This is a genomic window from Kitasatospora sp. NPDC001261, from assembly GCF_042896795.1.
In the GTDB taxonomy this organism is placed as follows: Bacteria; Actinomycetota; Actinomycetes; order Streptomycetales; family Streptomycetaceae; genus Kitasatospora.
This window is the reverse complement of the sequence record NZ_JBIAXP010000012.1, coordinates 117701-137402: the sequence shown is the minus strand read 5'-3', so window position 1 is coordinate 137402 and position 19702 is coordinate 117701. Positions and strand designations below refer to the sequence as shown.

The window sequence follows — 19702 nt, the reverse complement described above, 5'->3', positions numbered from 1 at the left end:
GGAGACCAGGGATCATGAACACCGGCGACAAGTCGTCCACCAAGCAGAACGCGGCCAACCTGCGGGAGGAGCTGCTGCGCCGCCGCCTGGCGGGCAAGCGCGGCAACCACCGGCCGGCCATCACCGCCGCCGACCGCGAGCAGCCGCTGCCGCTCTCGTTCGGTCAGGAGCAGATGTGGGTCCTCAACCGGATGGACCCCGAGAGCCCTGAGTACCTCGTCCCGCTGGCGCTGCGGCTGACCGGCGCGCTGGACGTCGGCGCCCTGCGCACCGCCTGGGACCGGATCGTGGCACGGCACGAGATCCTGCGCACCCGGTACGCGCTGGTGGGCGAGCGCCCGGTGCAGCGGGTCGACGCGGCCCGGCCGCTGGACATCGCCGTCGTCGACCTGTCGCACCTCCCGGCCGACGACCGGGAGGTGCGGGCCCGCGCCCTGGCGGAGGAGGAGGCCACCGCCCCCTTCGACCTGGAGCGCGAGTGGCCGGTGCGGGCGAAGCTGTTCACCCTGGCCGACGACGACCACCTGCTCGTCGTCACCCTCCACCACATCGCCTGCGACGCCTGGTCGGTGGGCATCGTCACGCGGGAGCTGGACCGCTTCTACCGCGCGGCCGTCACCGGCCAGGACGACCAGCCGGCCCCGCTGCCCCTCCAGTACGCCGACTATGCGGCCTGGCAGCGCGGCGAACTGAACGGCCCCGCCCTGGAGCGCCAGCTCTCCTACTGGCGCGAGCAGCTCGCCGGTCTGCCGGTACTGGACCTGCCCACCGACCGTCAGCGGCCCGCCCTGCGCGACCCGAGCGGCGCCTCGGTGCCGTTCAGCATCCCGGCCGACCTGGCCGGGCGCGTCGGCGAACTCGCCCGCCGGCACGGCGTCACCCGCTTCGTCGTCCTGCTCACCGCCTACCAGGTGCTGCTCTCCCGCTACACCCGCAGCACCGACATCCCGGTCGGCGTGACCGTCTCCGGACGCAACCGCCCCGAGCTGCAGGAACTCGTCGGCTACGGCATCAACGTCCTGGTGGCCCGCGCCGCCTGGACCGGCGACCCGTCCTTCGCCGAACTGGTCACCGCCGGCCGCGGCACCGTCCTCGACGCGTACGAACACCAGGCCGTGCCGTTCGCCCGCCTCGTGGACGAGCTGCAGCCCGAGCGCGACCTCTCCCGCACCCCGCTCTACCAGGTCGACTTCATCATGCGCGAGCAGCGTGACGCCGGCCTGGAGCTGCCCGGCGTCTCCGTGCGGCGCGAATCCGGTGAGGGCATCGCCAAGGTCGACCTCACCCTGGACGTCGAGGACGTCCAGGACGGCCCGCTCAACGCCCGGCTGGACTTCGCCACCGCGCTGTTCGACCGGACCACCGCCGAGCGCTTCGCCCGCCAGTACGTCCAGGTGCTGGAGAGCGCCACCGCCGACCCCGGGGCGCCGCTGTCCACCCTGGAGATCCTCCCCGAGGAGGAGCGCCGCCTGGTGCTCGGCACCTGGGCCGACGGCGGAGCCGCCGAGCGGCCGCAGCTCACCGTCGACCTGATCCGCGCCCAGGCCGCCGCCACCCCCGACGCGGTCGCCGTCGTCGTCGGCGAGGAGCACCTCACCTACCGCGAGCTGGACGAGCAGTCCAACCGGATCGCCCGGTGCGTGCTCGAACTGGGCGCCCGCCCCGACATGCTCATCGGCGTCTGCCTGAACCGCGACGTCCACCTCGTCCCCACCCTGGTCGGCATCTGGAAGGCCGGCGCCGCCTACCTCCCGCTGGACCCGAGCGTCCCCATCGACCGCCTCCGCTTCATGCTGGAGGACACCCAGGCGTCGATCGTGGTCACCACCGGCCAGCACATCCCCACCCTGGCCGGCATCCACTACGGCACCTTCCTCGTGCTGGACCAGGACCAGTACCTCGTCGACGAGCAGCCGGACACCGACCCCCTCGTCCCGCTCGACCCGCAGGCGCTGGCCTACGTCATCTACACCTCCGGCTCCACCGGGCGCCCCAAGGGCGTCATGATCCACCAGCACGGCCTCGCCAACTACCTGCGGTGGACCGTCGGTTCGTACGCCGCCCACGGGAACGCCGGCGCGCCGCTGTTCTCCTCCATCTCCTTCGACCTCGGCATCCCCGACCTCTTCACCCCGCTGATCACCGGCCAGTCGGTCCACCTCATGCCGATGGACCTCGACACCGCCACCCTCGGCCCCGCCCTCGCGGCGGCCGGCCCGTTCAGCTTCATCAAGCTCACCCCCGGCCACCTCGACCTGCTCACCCACCAGCTCACCCCCGAGCAGGCCCACGGCCTCGCCGGCCTGGTGATCGCGGCCGGCGACACCTTCCCCACCTCGCTCGCCGACCGTTGGCAGCGGCTCGCCGGCCCCGGCGGCACCATGGTCGGCTCGGAGTACGGCCCGACCGAGATCACCATCGGCAACTCCGGCAGCCCGATCACCGACCTGCCCGCGGCCGAGCTCATCCCGCTCGGGGAGCCCATCCCCAACAGCACCATGTACGTCCTCACCGACGACCTCGCCCCCGTCCCCGTCGGGGTGCCGGGCGAGATCTACATCGGCGGCGACGGTCTGGCCCGCGGGTACCTGGGCCGCCCGGACCTGACGGCGGAGAAGTTCGTCCCCAACCCCTTCGGCCCGGCCGGGTCCCGCCTCTACCGCGCCGGCGACCTGGCCCGCTGGCTCGCGGACGGCTCGCTGGACTTCCTCGGCCGCATCGACAACCAGGTCAAGATCCGCGGCTACCGCATCGAACTCGGCGAGATCGAGGCCCGCCTGCGCCTGCACCCGACCGTCGGGGACACCGTCGTCAGCGTGCGCGAACCCAGCCCCGGCAACAAGCGGCTCACCGCCTACGTGGTCGCCGCCGACGGCGACGCCTTCGACCCGGAGGTGCTGCGCGCCCACCTGGCCGCCGCGCTGCCCGAGTACATGGTGCCGACCGCCTTCGTCGCCATCGACAGCATCCCGCTGACCGGAAACGGCAAGGTCGACCACCGCGCGCTGCCCGCCCCGGGCGAAGCGGCCGCCGGCGGCCACCGCGCGCCGGCCACCGCCCTCGAGGAGGAGCTGACCGGGATCTGGGGCGAGGTGCTCGGCCTGCAGCGCATCAGCGTCCTCGACAGCTTCTTCGAGCTCGGCGGCGACTCCATCGGCGTCGTCCGCCTGGTCGGCGCCCTGCGCACCGCCGGCTACGACCTCACCGTCCGGGACGTCTTCCAGCACCGCACCGTCGCGTCCCTCGCCGAGCACCTCGCCGGCCAGGCCACCGACGGGTCGCTGGTCACCGCCGTGGAGCCGTTCGCGCTGATCGGCGACGAGGACCGCGTCGCGCTGCCCGAGGGCGTCGTGGACGCCTACCCGCTGTCGCAGATCCAGACCGGCATGCTGGCCGAGATGCTGGCCGCCCAGGACGACGGCGCGGGCAAGGACGTCTACCACAACGTCAACCTCTTCCGGATGGCGGACGGTCGCCCGCTCGACCAGGACGCGCTGCGCGGAGCCCTGCGGGAGGTCCTGAACCGCCACCAGGTGCTGCGCACGTCCATCCACCTCAACGGCTACTCCCAGCCGCTCCAGCTCGTCCACGCCGAGACCGGTGACCTCCCGCTGCGCATCGAGGACCTGCGCGGCCTGGACACCGCGGAGCAGGAACGCCGCGAGGCCGCCGGCCTCGCCCACGAGCGCGACAGCGCCTTCGACCTGACCGTCGCCCCGCTGCTGCGCGTCGGCGTGAACATCGAGTCGGACGACGCCTGGTCGCTCACCCTCAGCCACTGCCACGCCGTCACCGACGGCTGGACCCTGAACACGCTGCTGATGGAGCTGGTGGAGTGCTACCGGGAGCTGCGCGACGGCCGTGAGCTGCCCGCCTACGAGGCGCCGGCCGTCCGGTTCGCGGACTTCGTCGCGGCCGAGCTGGAGTCGCTGGCCTCCGAGGAGGACCGCGCCTTCTGGCAGGACGTGGTGGCGGAGCACGCGCCGCTGCGGCTGCCGGAGTCGTGGGCCGACCCGCAGGGCGGTACGCGCGACCGGCACGGCGTACGGGTGCCCTTCCTCGACCTGGAGGAGGAGCTGCACCGGCTCGCCAACGACGCCAAGGCCTCGGTGAAGGGCGTGCTGCTGGCCGCCCACCTCAAGGTGCTGGGCATGCTCAGCCCGGAGGAGGCCATTCACGCGGGTGTGGTCTACCACGGGCGTCTGGAGGCGCCGGGTGCGGAGCGGGTGCTGGGTATGCACCTGAACACGCTGCCGTTCCCCGCCACCCGCCCGTCGGGCACGTGGCGTGAGCTGGTGGAGCGGGTCTTCGCGCAGGAGTCGGAGATCTGGGCCCACCGCCGCTACCCGCTGCCTGCCATCCAGCGCGACAGCGGCACCCGCGAGCGGCTCGTCTCCGTCCTCTTCGAGTACCAGGACTTCGGCCAGCTCGGCACCGCGAGCGTCGGCACCTCGGTCCAGCAGGACATCGGCGGCAACGAGTTCGCGCTCAACGTGACCGCCTCCGACGGGCACATCGCCCTCAACACGACGTCGGACGTCGTGAGCCGGGCCGCACTCGAGCGGCTGGGCGCGCTGTACCGGCTGGTGCTGGAGGCGATGGCGGCGGACCCGGACGGTGACGCGTCGGGTGTGGTGCTGGCGGAGGCGGAGCGTGCTGTTCTGCTGCGTGGTGGTTCGGTGGTGGAGTGGGGTGCGGGTTCGGCTCTGGAGTTGTTCCGGGCTCGTGCGGTTGCTTCGCCGGATGCGGTCGCGGTGGTGTTCGGCGGGGAGCGGGTTTCGTATGGCGAGCTGGACGCGTGGTCCTCGCGGATCGCGGGCCGGCTGCGTGGGCGGGGGATCGGGTCCGGATCGGTTGTGGGTCTGTTTGTGGACCGTGGTCCGGGTGTTGTGGCGGCGATGCTGGGTGTGTGGAAGGCGGGGGCTGCGTATGTTCCGGTCGATCCGTCGCTTCCGGCCGAGCGGGTGGGCTACATGCTCACGGACTCGGGTGCGGCGCTCGTCCTGACCGATGCCGATCCGGCCGGGCGCCTGGGTGAGTACGCCGGTCCGTGGCTGGAGCTGGACGGTGCGGGAGATGACGCCTGGGACGGGGTCGTTCCCGCCTCGGACGACCTTGCCTACGTGCTCTACACCTCCGGATCCACCGGTCGCCCGAAGGGTGTGATGATCGGTCACGGTGCGCTGGTGAACCTGCTGGGTTCGATCCGTGACGACGTGACGGGCGAAAGCGCGGGTACGTGGCTGGCCTCGACGTCGGTGTCGTTCGACATCTCCGGCCTGGAGCTGCACCTGCCGCTGATCACCGGCGGGACGATCGTCCTGGCCTCGGCCGAGCAGGCCAAGGACGCGACGGCGCTGGTGGAGCTGGTGACCCGTAACGAGGTCACGCATGTCCAGGCGACTCCGTCGGGCTGGCGCCTGCTGCTGGCGGCGGGTTTCGAGGACGTGTCGGTGACCGCCCTGGTGGGTGGTGAGGCGCTGACCGCCGGCCTGGCGCGGGAGCTGCTGCCCCGTGTGGGTCGTCTGGTCAACGTCTACGGTCCGACCGAGACGACGATCTGGTCCGCGCAGGGCGAGGTCCCGGAGGGGGTGGAGCGGGTCTCGATCGGTGGTCCGCTGGCCAACACCCGGCTGCACGTCCTGGACAGTGGCCTTCAGCTGGTGCCGCAGGGTGTGACGGGTGAGCTGTTCATCGGTGGTGACGGTCTGGCCCGTGGTTACCTGGGCCGCCCGGATCTGACGGCGGAGAAGTTCGTTCCGAACCCCTTCGGGCCGGCCGGCTCCCGCCTGTATGCGACGGGTGACCTGGCCCGCGTCCTCGCGGACGGCACGCTGGAGTGCCTGGGCCGCATCGACGGTCAGGTGAAGGTGCGCGGCTACCGCATCGAGCTCGGCGAGATCGAGAGCGCCCTGCGCGAGCACGCCTGGGTCCGTGACGCCGTCGTGACGGCCCAGGAGGACGCGCACGGGGACAAGTCCCTGGTCGCCTACGTCGTCAGTGCCGACGACTCGGCTCCGGACACGGTCGTGCTGCGGGAGTTCCTGGCCCGCTCGCTGCCCGAGTACATGGTGCCGACCGCCTTCGTCGCTCTGGACGTCATCCCGCTGACCAACAGCGGCAAGGTCGACCACAAGGCCCTGCCGGTTGTCGACCAGACCGCTTTCGCCGGCGCCGAGATCGTCGCCCCGCGCACCCCGCTGGAGGAGCGTCTGGCCGCCATCTGGTCGGACGTCCTCGGCATGGACCGCATTGGGATCGAGGACAGCTTCTTCGAGCTCGGCGGCGACTCCATCCGCGTCGTCCGTCTGGTCGGCGCCCTGCGCGCCGCCGGCTACGAGGCTTCCATTCGGACGGTCTTCACCCACACCACCATCGCCGGCCTCGCCGGTGTTCTCGCCGGGAACGGCGGCGCATCGCTGGTCACCGCGGTGGAGCCGTTCGCGCTGATCGGCGACGAGGACCGGGGCCTGCTGCCGGCGGGTGTCGTGGACGCCTACCCGCTGTCGCAGATCCAGACCGGCATGCTCGTCGAGATGATGGCCGCTCAGGGCCGGGGCGAGTCCGCCTACCTGAACATCAACTCCTTCCGCATCCCGGACACCACGCCCTTCGACCTCGACGCCCTCACGAAGGCCGCTGCCGTCGTGGCCGGCCGCCACGAGGCCCTGCGCACCTCGCTGGACTTCGAGACGTACAGCCAGCCCCTGCAACTGGTGCATGCGGAGGCGACGATCCCCGTCCGCATCGAGGACCTGCGGGGTCTGACGGCCGACGAGCAGCGTGCCGCACTACTGGCCTTCACCGCCCGGGAGGAGGCCGAGTCGTTCGACCTCGGGACCGCGCCGCTGCTGCGGATCGCGATCCACCTGGAGTCGGACGAGGCCTGGCGACTGACCTTCACCTACAACCACGCCATCGCCGAGGGCTGGAGCTACCACTCGCTGCTCATGGAGCTGCTGGCGTCCTACCAGCACCTGCGCGACGGCCGTGAGCTGCCCGCCTACGAGGCGCCGGCCGTCCGGTACGCGGACTTCATCGCGGCCGAGCTGGAGTCGCTGGCCTCCGAGGAGGACCGCGCCTTCTGGCGGAACGTCGTCGCCGACCACACGCCGTTCGAGCTGCCGTCGGGGTGGCGCACCCAGGGTGGTGCGAAGGAGCCCTACCGCCTGGAGGTCGACTACCGCGACCTGGAGGACGGGCTGCGCCGGCTGGCGCGCCGCACGAGCACCTCGCTGAAGAGCGTGCTGCTGGCCGCCCACCTCAAGGTGCTGAGCATGCTCAGCCCGGAGCGGGCCTTTCATACCGGTGTGGTCTACCACGGGCGTCTGGAGGCGCCGGGTGCGGAGCGGGTGCTGGGCATGCACCTGAACACGCTGCCGTTCCCCGCCACCCGCCCGTCCGGCACCTGGCGCCAGCTGGTGGAGCAGGTCTTCGCGCAGGAAGCGGAGACCTGGGCCCACCGCCGGTACCCGCTGCCCGCCGTCCAGCGTGACAGCGGTACCCGCGAGCGCCTGCTCACGGTGATGTTCGACCATCAGAACTTCCACCAGGTCGACACCGGCACCGTGGACGCCGGCGCGGGGCTGGGCGTCGGCGTCAACGAGTTCGCGCTCGCGGTCATCGCCACCGGCGGTGTCCTCGCGATCAAGTCCAGCACGGACGAGCTCGGCCGGGATCGCGCCGAACAGCTCTCCGCCATGTACCGGCTCGTACTCGAAGCCATGGCCTCGGACCCCGAAGGCGACGCCACCGCCGCCTACATACCCCACTTGGAGCAGACCGCAGTGCCTCGGATGCGTACGGAACCAGACCAGCGCGAGCTGTCCCTCGACCTCTTCCGCGCTCGTGCGGTTGCTTCGCCGGATGCGGTCGCGGTGGTGTTCGGCGGGGAGCGGGTGTCGTACGGCGAGCTGGACGCGTGGTCCTCGCGGATCGCGGGCCGGCTGCGTGGGCAGGGGGTCGGGTCCGGATCGGTGGTCGGTCTGTACCTCGACCGCGGTCCGGGTGTCCTGGCGGCGATGCTGGGCGTCTGGAAGGCGGGTGCCGCCTACCTCCCGGTCGATCCGTCGCTTCCGGCCGAGCGGGTGGGCTACATGCTCACCGACTCGGGTGCCGCACTCGTTCTGACCGACGCCGACCCGGCTGGTCGTCTGGGTGAGTACGCGGGTCCGTGGCTGGCGCTGGACGGCGGTTCGGAGGAGAGCTGGGAGGGCGTCACCCCGGCCGCCGAGGAACTGGCGTACGTGCTCTACACCTCCGGATCCACCGGTCGCCCCAAGGGTGTGATGATCGGCCACGGTGCGCTGGTGAACCTGCTGGGTTCGATCCGCGACGACGTGACCCCCGGCCGCCCGGGCACCTGGCTGGCCTCGACCTCGGTGTCGTTCGACATCTCGGGTCTGGAGCTGCACCTGCCGCTGATCACCGGCGGGACGATCGTCCTGGCCTCGGCCGAACAGGCCAAGGACGCCGCCGCGCTCGTCGAGCTGGTGGCCCGGAACCGGGTCACCCACGTCCAGGCGACTCCGTCGGGCTGGCGCCTGCTGCTCGAGGCCGGCTTCGACAACTACGCCGTCACCGCGCTCGTCGGCGGCGAGGCACTGACCGCCGGCCTGGCGCGGGAGCTGCTGCCGCAGGTCGGCCGCCTGGTCAACGTCTACGGTCCGACCGAGACGACGATCTGGTCCGCCCAGGGCGAGGTCCCGGACGGCGTCGAGCAGGTCTCGATCGGCGGCCCGCTGGCCAACACCCGGCTCCACGTCCTGGACGTGGACCTGAACCCGGTGCCGCAGGGTGTGACCGGCGAGCTGTTCATCGGCGGTGACGGTCTGGCCCGCGGGTACCTGGGCCGCCCGGACCTGACAGCGGAGAAGTTTGTTCCGAACCCCTTCGGTCCCGCAGGTTCACGCCTGTACGCGACCGGTGACCTGGCCCGTGTCCTCCCGGACGGCACCCTGGAGTGCCTGGGCCGCATCGACGGCCAGGTGAAGGTCCGCGGCTACCGCATCGAGCTGGGCGAGATCGAGAGCGCCCTGCGCGAGCACACCTCCGTCCGCGACGCCGTCGTGGCCGCGCACGAGGACGCCCAGGGTGACAAGTCCCTGGTCGCCTACGTGGTCCCGGCTGACGACTCGGCTCCGGAGACGGTCGCGCTGCGGGAGTTCCTGGCCCGCTCGCTGCCCGAGTACATGGTGCCGACCGCCTTCGTCGCCCTGGACGTCATCCCGCTGACCAACAGCGGCAAGGTCGACCACAAGGCCCTGCCCGCCCCGGACGCCGACGCGTTCGCGCAGTCCGCGTACGTGGCGCCGCGTACCCCGGTGGAGGAGAGGCTGGCGGCCGTCTGGTCGGACGTCCTGGGCGTCACCCGGGTCGGCATCGAGGACAGCTTCTTCGACCTCGGCGGCGACTCCATCCGCGTCGTCCGTCTGGTCGGCGCCCTGCGCGCCACCGGCTACGACGTGACGGTGCAGGACGTCTTCGAGCTGCGGACCGTCGCCCGCCTGGCTCAGAAGCTGAGCGGTCAGGAGGCCGGCGCATCACTGGTCACCACGGTGGAGCCGTTCGCGCTGATCGGCGACGGGGACCGGGCCGCGCTGCCCGAGGGCGTCGTGGACGCCTACCCGCTGTCGCAGGTCCAGACCGGCATGCTCGTCGAGATGATGGCGAACCCGGGCACCGCGGTCTACCACAACCTCAACTCCTTCCTGATCCCGGACACCCGGCCCTTCCAGCCGGAGACGCTGCGCGCCGCCCTCGCGCACGTCGTGCAGCGGCACGACATCCTGCGCACCTCGGTCGAGATGACCGGCTACTCGCAGCCGCTCCAGTTCGTCCACGCCACCGCCGAGCTGCCGCTCTCGCTGCACGACCTGCGCGAGCTCGACGCGGCCGGGCTCGACGCCGCCCGCGCGGAGTTCGCCGCGCTGGACCGCGCCACCCCGTTCGACGTGACCGCCGCCCCGCTGGTCCGGCTCGCCGTCCACCTGGAGTCGGACGAGGCCTGGCGCCTGGTCCTCAGCCACTGCCACGCGGTGACCGAGGGCTGGACCGCCAACTCCCTGATGACCGAGATCGTGGCCGCCTACCAGCAGCTGCGCGACCGGGGCGAGGCCACTGACGAGGAGGCGCCGGCCGTCCGGTACGCCGACTTCATCGCGGCCGAGCTGGAGTCGCTGGCCTCCGAGCAGGACCGCGCCTTCTGGCGGGACGTCATCGGCCGGCACGCGCCCATGCTCGTGCCCGCCGGCTGGGGCGAGAGCACCGGCACCGTCGAGCGGCACTGGGCCCACGCACCGTTCGCGGACCTGGAGGAGGACCTGCGCCGACTCGCCGCCCGCGCGCGCACCTCGCTGAAGAGTGTGCTGCTGGCCGCGCACCTGAAGGTGCTGGGTTCGCTGACCTCGGAGGAGGCCTTCCACACCGGTGTGGTCTACCACGGGCGTCTGGAGGCGCCGGGCGCCGAGCGGGTGCTGGGCATGCACCTGAACACGCTGCCGTTCCCGGCCACCCGTCCGTCCGGCACCTGGCGCCAGCTGGTGGAGCAGGTCTACGCCCAGGAAGCGGAGATCTGGGCCCACCGCCGCTACCCGCTGCCCGCCATCCAGCGCGACAGCGGCACCGGCGAGCGCCTGATCACGATGCTCTTCGACCACCAGGACTTCCACCAGGTCGACACCGACACCGTCGACGTCGACGCCAACATCGGCGACGGGGTGAACGAGTTCGCGGTCAACGTCACCGCGGCCCGCGGCCGGATCTCCATCGGCAGCACCACCGAGGTGCTGAGCGGGTGGAACCTGGCGCGGCTGGCGGAGATGTACCGGCTGGTGCTGGAGGCGATGGTCGCGGACTTCGACGGGGACGCCTCGGTGGCGTGCCTGCCGGGGGCGGAGCGGGCCTCGCTGGTGGGTGAGTGGAACGCTGTGGTGGAGGTGCCGGTCGACGGTTGCCTGCACGAGGTGTTCGCGGAGCAGGCGCTCCGTACTCCGGACGCGGTCGCGGTGGTCTTCGGCGCCGAGTCGCTGACGTATGCCGAGGTGGACGAGCGGGCCAACAGGCTGGCGCAGCGCCTGGTCGCGCTGGGTGCCGGCCCGGACGACCTCGTGGGTGTCTCGCTGGAGCGCGGTCTGGACCTGGTCCCGACCCTGCTGGGCGTGATGAAGTCGGGTGCGGCCTACCTGCCGCTGGACCCGGTGAACCCGGACGAGCGCCTGTCCTACATCCTTCAGGACGCGGGTGCCCGGATCCTGGTGACCGAGTCCTCGCTGGCCGGCCGGCTGACGGGCTCGTTCGAGGGCCGGGTCGTGGTGCTGGACGACGAGGCGGAGCAGGCGCTGATCGCCGGGCTTCCGGCCGTCGCGCCGGCCACCGCGGTCACCCCGGACAACCTGATCTACGTCATCTACACCTCCGGCTCCACCGGAAAGCCCAAGGGCGTCGCCCTCAGCCACGCCAACGTCCTGCGCCTGTTCACCAGCAGTGAGCGTCACTACCACTTCGACGCCCAGGACGTCTGGCCGCTCTTCCACTCCTACGCCTTCGACGTGTCGGTGTGGGAGATGTGGGGCGCCCTGCTGCACGGCGGCCGCCTGGTGGTCGTCCCCGCGACGGTCACCCGCTCGCCCGACGAGTTCCTGAGCCTGCTGGTCGGGACCGGGGCCACCATCCTGTGCCAGACCCCGACCGCGTTCCGCTCGCTGGTGGCCATGGCCGCCGACGGCGACCCGCGCATCGACCGGCTCAACCTGCGCGCCGTCGTGTTCGCGGGCGAGCGGCTCGACCTCGCCCAGCTGCTGCCGTGGACCGACCGGGTCGGTGCGCAGCGCCCCGCGCTGATCAACATGTACGGCATCACCGAGACCACGGTGCACTCCACCTTCCGCCAGATCACCGAGGAGGACCTGGCACACCCGGCGGACAGCCCGGTCGGCATCCCGCTCGACGACACCGTGATCCACGTCCTGGACGCGGCGGGGCAGCTCGTCCCGGTCGGCGTCCCCGGTGAGATCTTCGTCGGCGGGCCCGCCGTCGCCCGCGGCTACCTGGACCGCCCCGAGCTGACCGCCGAGCGGTTCACCCCCGACCCGTTCGGCCCGGCCGGCTCGCGCCTGTACCGCAGTGGCGACCTGGCCCGCCGGCTGGCCGACGGCACCCTGGAATCGCTCGGCCGCATCGACGGCCAGGTGAAGATCCGCGGCTACCGCATCGAGCTCGGCGAGATCGAGACCGCGCTGCGCGCCCACCCGAGCGTCGGCAGCGCCGCCGTGATCGCCCGCACCTCCGAGGACGGCGAGAAGGTCCTGGTCGCCTACGTGGTCCCGGCCGAGGAGAGCGGATCGGACGCCGCCGACCTGCGGGCCCACCTGCGCGGTTCGCTGCCGGACTACATGGTCCCGGCCGCCTACGTCGCGGTCCAGGCGATCCCGCTGACCCCCAACGGCAAGCTCGACCACCGCGCGCTGCCCGCGCCGGACCGCTCGGCGTTCGCGGCCTCGCGGCACGTGGCGCCGCGCACTCCGGTGGAGGAGCGCTTCGCCGAGGTGTGGGGCGAGGTGCTGGGCCTGGAGAAGGTCAGCGTCGAGGACAGCTTCTTCGACCTCGGCGGCGACTCCATCCGTGCCGTCCGCCTGGTCGGCGCGCTGCGCACCGCCGGGTACGACGTCTCGATCCGCGACGTGTTCCAGTCGCGCACCATCGCCGCGATGGCGGCCGGCCTCACCGGCCAGGCCACCGACGGGTCGCTGGTCACCGCCGTGGAGCCGTTCGCGCTGATCGGTGACGGGGACCGGGCCGCGCTGCCCGAGGGCGTCGTGGACGCCTACCCGCTGTCGCAGGTGCAGACCGGCATGCTGGTCGAGATGCTGGCCGCCCAGGAGCGCGGCGAGTCGGCCTACCACAACATCAACTCCTTCCGGATCCCGGACGAGCAGGCCTTCTCCCCGGAGGCGCTGCGCGAAGCCGTGGCCGTGGTGTCGCAGCGGCACGAACTGCTGCGCACCTCCGTGGCTCTCAGCGGCTACTCCCAGCCGCTCCAGCTGGTGCACGCCGAGGCCGAGTTCGCGTTCACCGTCCACGACTGGCGCGGACTGGACGAGCAGCAGCGCGAGGAGCGCGGCCGTGCGTTCGCCGAGCGGGACCGGGCCGAGGGCTTCGACCTGGCCGTGGCGCCGCTGATGCGGCTCGCCGTCCACCTGGAGTCCGACGAGGCCTGGCGCCTGACCCTCAGCCACTGCCACGCGGTGACCGAGGGCTGGACGGTCAACAGCCTCCTCATGGAGCTGCTGGCGTCCTACCGGGAGCTGCGCGACGGCCGTGAGCTGCCCGCCTACGAGGCGCCGTCGGTCCGCTACGCGGACTTCATCGCGGCCGAGCTGGAGTCGCTGGCCTCCGAGCAGGACCGCGCCTTCTGGCAGGACGTCGTCGCCGGCCACGCCCCGGCCCAGCTCCCGGCCACCTGGGCCGACGACACCGGCCTGGCGGCCGAGCGGCACTGGGCCCACACCTCCTTCGCCGACCTGACGGAGGAGCTGCGGGAGCTGGCTGCCCGGACGCGTACCTCGCTGAAGAGTGTGCTGCTGGCCGCGCACCTGAAGGTGCTGGGTTCGCTGACCTCGGAGGAGGCCTTCCACACCGGTGTGGTCTACCACGGGCGTCTGGAGGCGCCGGGTGCGGAGCGGGTGCTCGGTATGCACCTGAACACCCTGCCGTTCCCGGCGCAGCGCGCCTCGGGCACCTGGCGTGAGGTGGTGGAGCAGGTCTACGCCCGCGAGTCGGAGATCTGGGCCCACCGCCGCTACCCGCTGCCCGCCATCCAGCACGACAGCGGCACCGGCGAGCGCCTGGTCACCACCCTGTTCGACTTCCAGGACTTCCACCAGGTCGACACCGGCACCGTGGACACCGCGTCCAGCCTGGACACCGGCAGCAACGAGTTCGGCCTGACCGTGATCGCCACGCACGAGCGCGTCAACCTGGCCGCCTCCACCGAGGTGCTGAGCGGGTGGAACCTGGCGCGGCTGGCGGAGATGTACCGGCTGGTGCTGGAGGCGATGGTCGCGGACTTCGACGGGGACGCCTCGGTGGCGTGCCTGCCGGGGGTGGAGCGGGCCTCGCTGGTGGGTGAGTGGAATGCCACGGTGGAGGTGCCGGTCGACGGTTGCCTGCACGAGGTGTTCGCGGAGCAGGCGGCCCGTACTCCGGACGCGGTCGCGGTGGTCTTCGGCGCCGAGTCGTTGACGTACGCCGAGGTGGACGAGCGGGCCAACAGGCTGGCGCAGCGCCTGGTCGCGCTGGGTGCCGGCCCGGACGACCTCGTGGGTGTCTCGCTGGAGCGCGGTCTGGACCTGGTTCCGACCCTGCTGGGCGTGATGAAGTCGGGTGCGGCCTACCTGCCGCTGGACCCGGTGAACCCGGACGAGCGCCTGTCCTACATCCTTCAGGACGCGGGTGCCCGGATCCTGGTGACCGAGTCCTCGCTGGCCGGTCGGCTGACGGGCTCGTTCGAGGGCCGGGTCGTGGTGCTGGACGACGAGGCGGAGCAGGCGCTGATAGCCGGGCTTCCGGCCGTCGCGCCGGCCACCGCGGTCACCCCGGACAACCTGATCTACGTCATCTACACCTCCGGCTCCACCGGCAAGCCCAAGGGCGTCGCCCTCAGCCACGCCAACGTCCTGCGCCTGTTCGGCGCCACCCGTGAGCAGTTCGGCTTCGGTGCCGACGACGTCTTCACGCACTCGCACTCCTACGCCTTCGACTTCTCGGTGTGGGAGATCTACGGTGCGCTGCTGCACGGCGGCCGCGTCGTCGTCGTCCCTTCCTCGGTGATCCGTTCGCCGGAGGAGTTCGTGGACCTGCTGGTCGGGACCGGGGCCACCATCCTGTGCCAGACCCCGACCGCGTTCCGCTCGCTGGTGGCCATGGCCGCCGACGGCGACCCGCGCATCGACCGGCTCAACCTGCGCGCCATCGTGTTCGGCGGCGAGCGGCTCGACCTCCTGGAGGTGCTGCCCTGGACGCGCCGCGTCGGGACGGACCGCCCCGCGCTGATCAACATGTACGGCATCACCGAGACCACGGTGCACTCCACCTACCACCGGGTCGGCGACGCCGACCTGGCGCACCCGGCGGACAGCCCGATCGGCACGCCGCTCGCCGACATGACCATCCACCTGCTGGACGCGGCGGGGCAGCTCGTCCCGGTCGGCGTCCCCGGTGAGATCTTCGTCGGCGGGCCCGCCGTGGCCCGCGGCTACCTGGACCGGCCGGAGCTGACCGCCGAGCGGTTCACCCCGGACCCGTTCGGTCCGGCCGGCTCGCGGCTGTACCGCAGTGGCGACCTGGCCCGCCGGCTGGCCGACGGCACCCTGCAGTCGCTCGGCCGCATCGACGGCCAGGTGAAGATCCGCGGCTACCGCATCGAGCTCGGCGAGATCGAGGCGACCCTGCGCCGGCACCCGCTGGTGCGGGACGCCGCGGTCACCGTCCACACCACCGCCCTCGGCGAGAAGTCCCTGGTCGCCTACCTGATCCTGACGGAGCAGGGTGCCGACCTGAGCGACCTGCGGGCCCACCTGCGCACCTCGCTGCCGGACTACATGGTCCCGGCCGCCTACGTGCCGCTGGCGGAGATCCCGCTGACCCCCAACGGCAAGCTCGACCACCGCGCGCTGCCCGCGCCCGACCAGGCGTCCTTCGCCACGGTCGAGCACGTGGCGCCGCGCACCCCGGTGGAGGAGCGGCTCGCGGCGATCTGGTCGGACGTCCTGGGCGTCGCCCGGGTCGGTGTCGAGGACAGCTTCTTCGACCTCGGCGGCGACTCCATCCGTGCCGTCCGGCTGGTCGGCGCGCTGCGCACCGCCGGGTACGACGTCTCGATCCGCGACGTGTTCCAGTCGCGCACCATCGCCGCGATGGCGGCCGGCCTCACCGGCCAGGGCGGCGAGTCCCTCGTCACGGCCGTGGAGCCGTTCGCGCTGATCGGCGAAGAGGACCGGGCCGCGCTGCCCGAGGGCGTCGTGGACGCCTACCCGCTGTCGCAGGTCCAGACCGGCATCCTGGTCGAGATGCTCCGGGCCGACGGCCTGGGCACCTACCACAACCTCACCTCCTTCCGGATTCCCGACGAGCGCCCGTTCGACGAGCCCGCGATGCTCCGGGCCGTCGAGGCCGTCGTCGAGCGGCACGACATCCTGCGCACCTCGATGCACCTGAGCGGCTACTCCCAGCCGCTGCAGCTGGTGCACGCCACCGCGCAACTGCCGGTGACCGTGCACGACTGGCGCGGCCTGGACGAGCAGCAGCGCGAGGAGCGCGGCCGTGCGTTCGCCGAGCGGGACCGGGCCGAGGGCTTCGACCTAGCCGTGGGGCCGCTGCTGCGCGTCGCGGTGCACCTGGAGTCGGACGAGGCCTGGCGGCTGACCCTCAGCCACAACCACGCCGTCACCGAGGGCTGGAGCTACCACTCGCTGCTCATGGAGCTGCTGGCGTCCTACCAGCACCTGCGCGACGGCCGTGAGCTGCCCGCCTACGAGGCGCCGTCGGTCCGGTACGCGGACTTCGTCGCGGCGGAGCTGGAGTCGCTGGCCTCCGAGGAGGACCGCGCCTTCTGGCGGGATGTCGTCGCCGGCCACGCCCCGGCCCGGCTCCCCGAGACCTGGGCCGACGACCAGGGCAGCGCCGAGGACGTCCACCGGGTGTACGTCCGGTACCAGGACCTGGAGGAGGACCTGCGTCGACTGGCGACCCGGGCCCGGACCTCGCTGAAGAGCGTGCTGCTGGCCGCGCACCTGAAGGTGCTGGGCATGGTCGGCACCGAGGACGCCTTCCACACCGGTGTGGTCTACCACGGCCGTCTGGAGGCGCCGGGCGCCGAGCGGGTGCTGGGCATGCACCTGAACACGCTGCCGTTCCCGGCCACCCGTCCGTCCGGCACCTGGCGCCAGCTGGTGGAGCGGGTCTACGCCCAGGAAGCGGAGATCTGGGCCCACCGCCGCTACCCGCTGCCCGCCGTCCAGCGCGACAGCGGCACCGGCGAGCGCCTGATCACGATGCTCTTCGAGCACCAGGACTTCCACCAGGTCGACACCGACACCGTCGACGTCGACGCCAACCTGACGTCCGCGACCAACGAGTTCGCACTCAGCGTCGTGGCCTCGGGCGGGCGCATCAACATCGGGACCTCCACGGACGTCGTCGGCCGTGCGGCCCTGGAGCGCTTCGGTGCGATGTACCGGCTGGTGCTGGAGGCGATGGCGGCCGACCCGGAGGGGGACGCTTCGGTGGTCCTGCTGCCGAAGGCGGAGCGGGGGCTGCTGCTGGGTGAGTGGAACGCCACGGTGGAGGCGCCGGTCGACGGTTGCCTGCACGAGGTGTTCGCGGAGCAGGCGGCCCGTACCCCGGACGCCGTCGCGATCACCTTCGGCGCCGAGTCGCTGACCTATGCCGAGGTGGACGCGTGGGCCAACCGGCTCGCGCACCACCTGCAGGGCCTGGGCGCGGGCCCGGACCGGCTCGTGGGCGTGTGCCTGGAGCGCGGTCTGGACCTGGTCCCGACCCTGCTGGGTGTCATGAAGTCGGGTGCGGCCTACCTGCCGCTGGACCCGGTGAACCCGGACGAGCGCCTGTCCTACATCCTCCAGGACGCGGGTGCCCGCATCCTGGTGAGCACCGCCGATCTGGCGGAGCGGGTGACCGACTCGTTCGACGGCCGGATCGTGCTGCTGGACGGCGACAGCCGTGAGCAGATCGCGACCCGCCCGGCCACCGCGCCGGCCACCACCGTCACCCCGGACAACCTGATCTACGTCATCTACACCTCCGGTTCCACTGGCAGGCCCAAGGGCGTCATGGCGAGCCACGCCAACGTCCTGCGGCTCTTCCCGGCGATCCAGGACGACTTCGGGTTCACCGGCAGCGACGTCGGCGTGCTCTCGCACTCGTACGCCTTCGACTTCTCCACCTGGGAGATGTGGGCCGTCCTGCTGAACGGCGGCCGTCTGGTGGTCGTGTCCAACGAGACCACCCGCTCGCCGGAGGACTTCGTCGACCTGCTGGTCGCCGAGCAGGTCACCTTCCTGTCCTACGTCCCCTCCGCGTTCGGCGCGGTGGCCGCCATGGCGGCCACCGGCGACCCGCGCATCGACCGGCTCGCCCTGCGGCTGATCGCCGTCGGCGGCGAGCGTGTCGAGGTCCCCCAGCTCCAGCCGTGGGCGGACCGGATGGGCCTCGACCACCCGGTGCTGCTCAACGTCTACGGCCCGACCGAGACCACGGTGATCGCCACCGCGCACCGGCTCGTGACGGAGGACTTCGACCACCCGTCCCGCAGTCTCCTCGGGCACAAGTTCCACGACGTCCGGATCCACCTGCTCGACGCCGACGGCCAGTTGGTGCCCGTGGGCGTGGTCGGCGAGATGTGCATCGGCGGCCCCGGCGTGGCCCGCGGCTACCTGGACCGCCCCGAGCTGACCGCCGAGCAGTTCATTCCGGACCCGTTCGGCCCGGCCGGATCGCGCCTGTACCGCAGTGGCGACCTGGCCCGCCGGCTGGCCGACGGCACCCTGGAGACGCTCGGCCGTGTCGACACCCAGGTGAAGGTGCGCGGCTACCGCATCGAGCTCGGCGAGATCGAGAGCGCGCTGCACAAGCATTCCGGCGTCAAGAGTGCCGTGGTGACCGTCCACGAGAACTCCGCGGGGGAGAAGTTCCTCGTCGCCTACGTCGTTGCCGACGGCGGCACGGCCGTCGACGCCGGCCTGCTGCGCGGGCACCTGGGTGGCATCCTGCCCGACTACATGATTCCGTCGGCCTTCGTCGCCCTCGGCTTCATCCCGGTGAACGCCAACGGGAAGGTCGACCACCGCGCGCTGCCCGCGCCGGGCCGCTCGGCGTTCGCGGCCTCGCGGCACGTGGCGCCGCGCACTCCGGTGGAGGAGCGCTTCGCCGAGGTGTGGGGTGAGGTGCTGGGCCTGGAGAAGGTCGGTGTCGAGGACAGCTTCTTCGATCTCGGCGGCGACTCGATCCGTGCGGTCCGCCTGGTCGGCGCGCTGCGCACCGCCGGGTTCGAGCTGTCGATCCGCGACGTGTTCCAGGCGCGGACGATCGCGGTGCTGGCGGCCGGCCTCACCGGCCAGGGCGGCGAGTCCCTCGTCAAGGCCGTGGAGCCGTTCGCGCTGATCGGCGACGGGGACCGGGCCGCGCTGCCCGAGGGCGTCGTGGACGCCTACCCGCTGTCGCAGGTGCAGACCGGCATGCTGGTCGAGATGCTGGCCGCCCAGGAGCGCGGCGAGTCGGCCTACCACAACATCAACTCCTTCCGGATCCCGGACGAGCAGGCCTTCTCCCCGGAGGCGCTGCGCGAAGCCGTGGCCGTGCTGTCGCAGCGGCACGAACTGCTGCGCACCTCCGTGGCTCTCAGCGGCTACTCCCAGCCGCTCCAGCTGGTGCACGCCTCCGCGCAGCTGCCGGTGACCGTGTACGACTGGCGGGGCCTGAGCGAGGAGCAGCGCGAGGAGCGTGCCCGGGTCTTCGCGGAGCAGGACCTGGCGTCCGGCTTCGAGCTGTCGGCCGCGCCGCTGATGCGGCTCGCCGTCCACCTGGAGTCGGACGAGGCCTGGCGGCTGACGCTCAGCCACTGCCACGCCGTCACCGAGGGCTGGAGCGTCAACAGCCTCCTCATGGAGCTGATGGAGTGCTACCA

General features: G+C 72.1%; 1 protein-coding gene (only partly in view). It reads left to right on the top strand.

The window, feature by feature from the left end; genetic code table 11:
- The first annotated feature begins 14 nt into the window (after positions 1-14).
- Positions 15-19702 carry the 5' portion of a non-ribosomal peptide synthase/polyketide synthase gene (locus ACFY4B_RS17840; protein ID WP_387968650.1) on the top strand. The gene runs 11410 nt beyond the window's last position, so only the first 19688 of its 31098 coding nucleotides appear in the window; its start codon is at positions 15-17; its stop codon lies beyond the right edge, outside the window.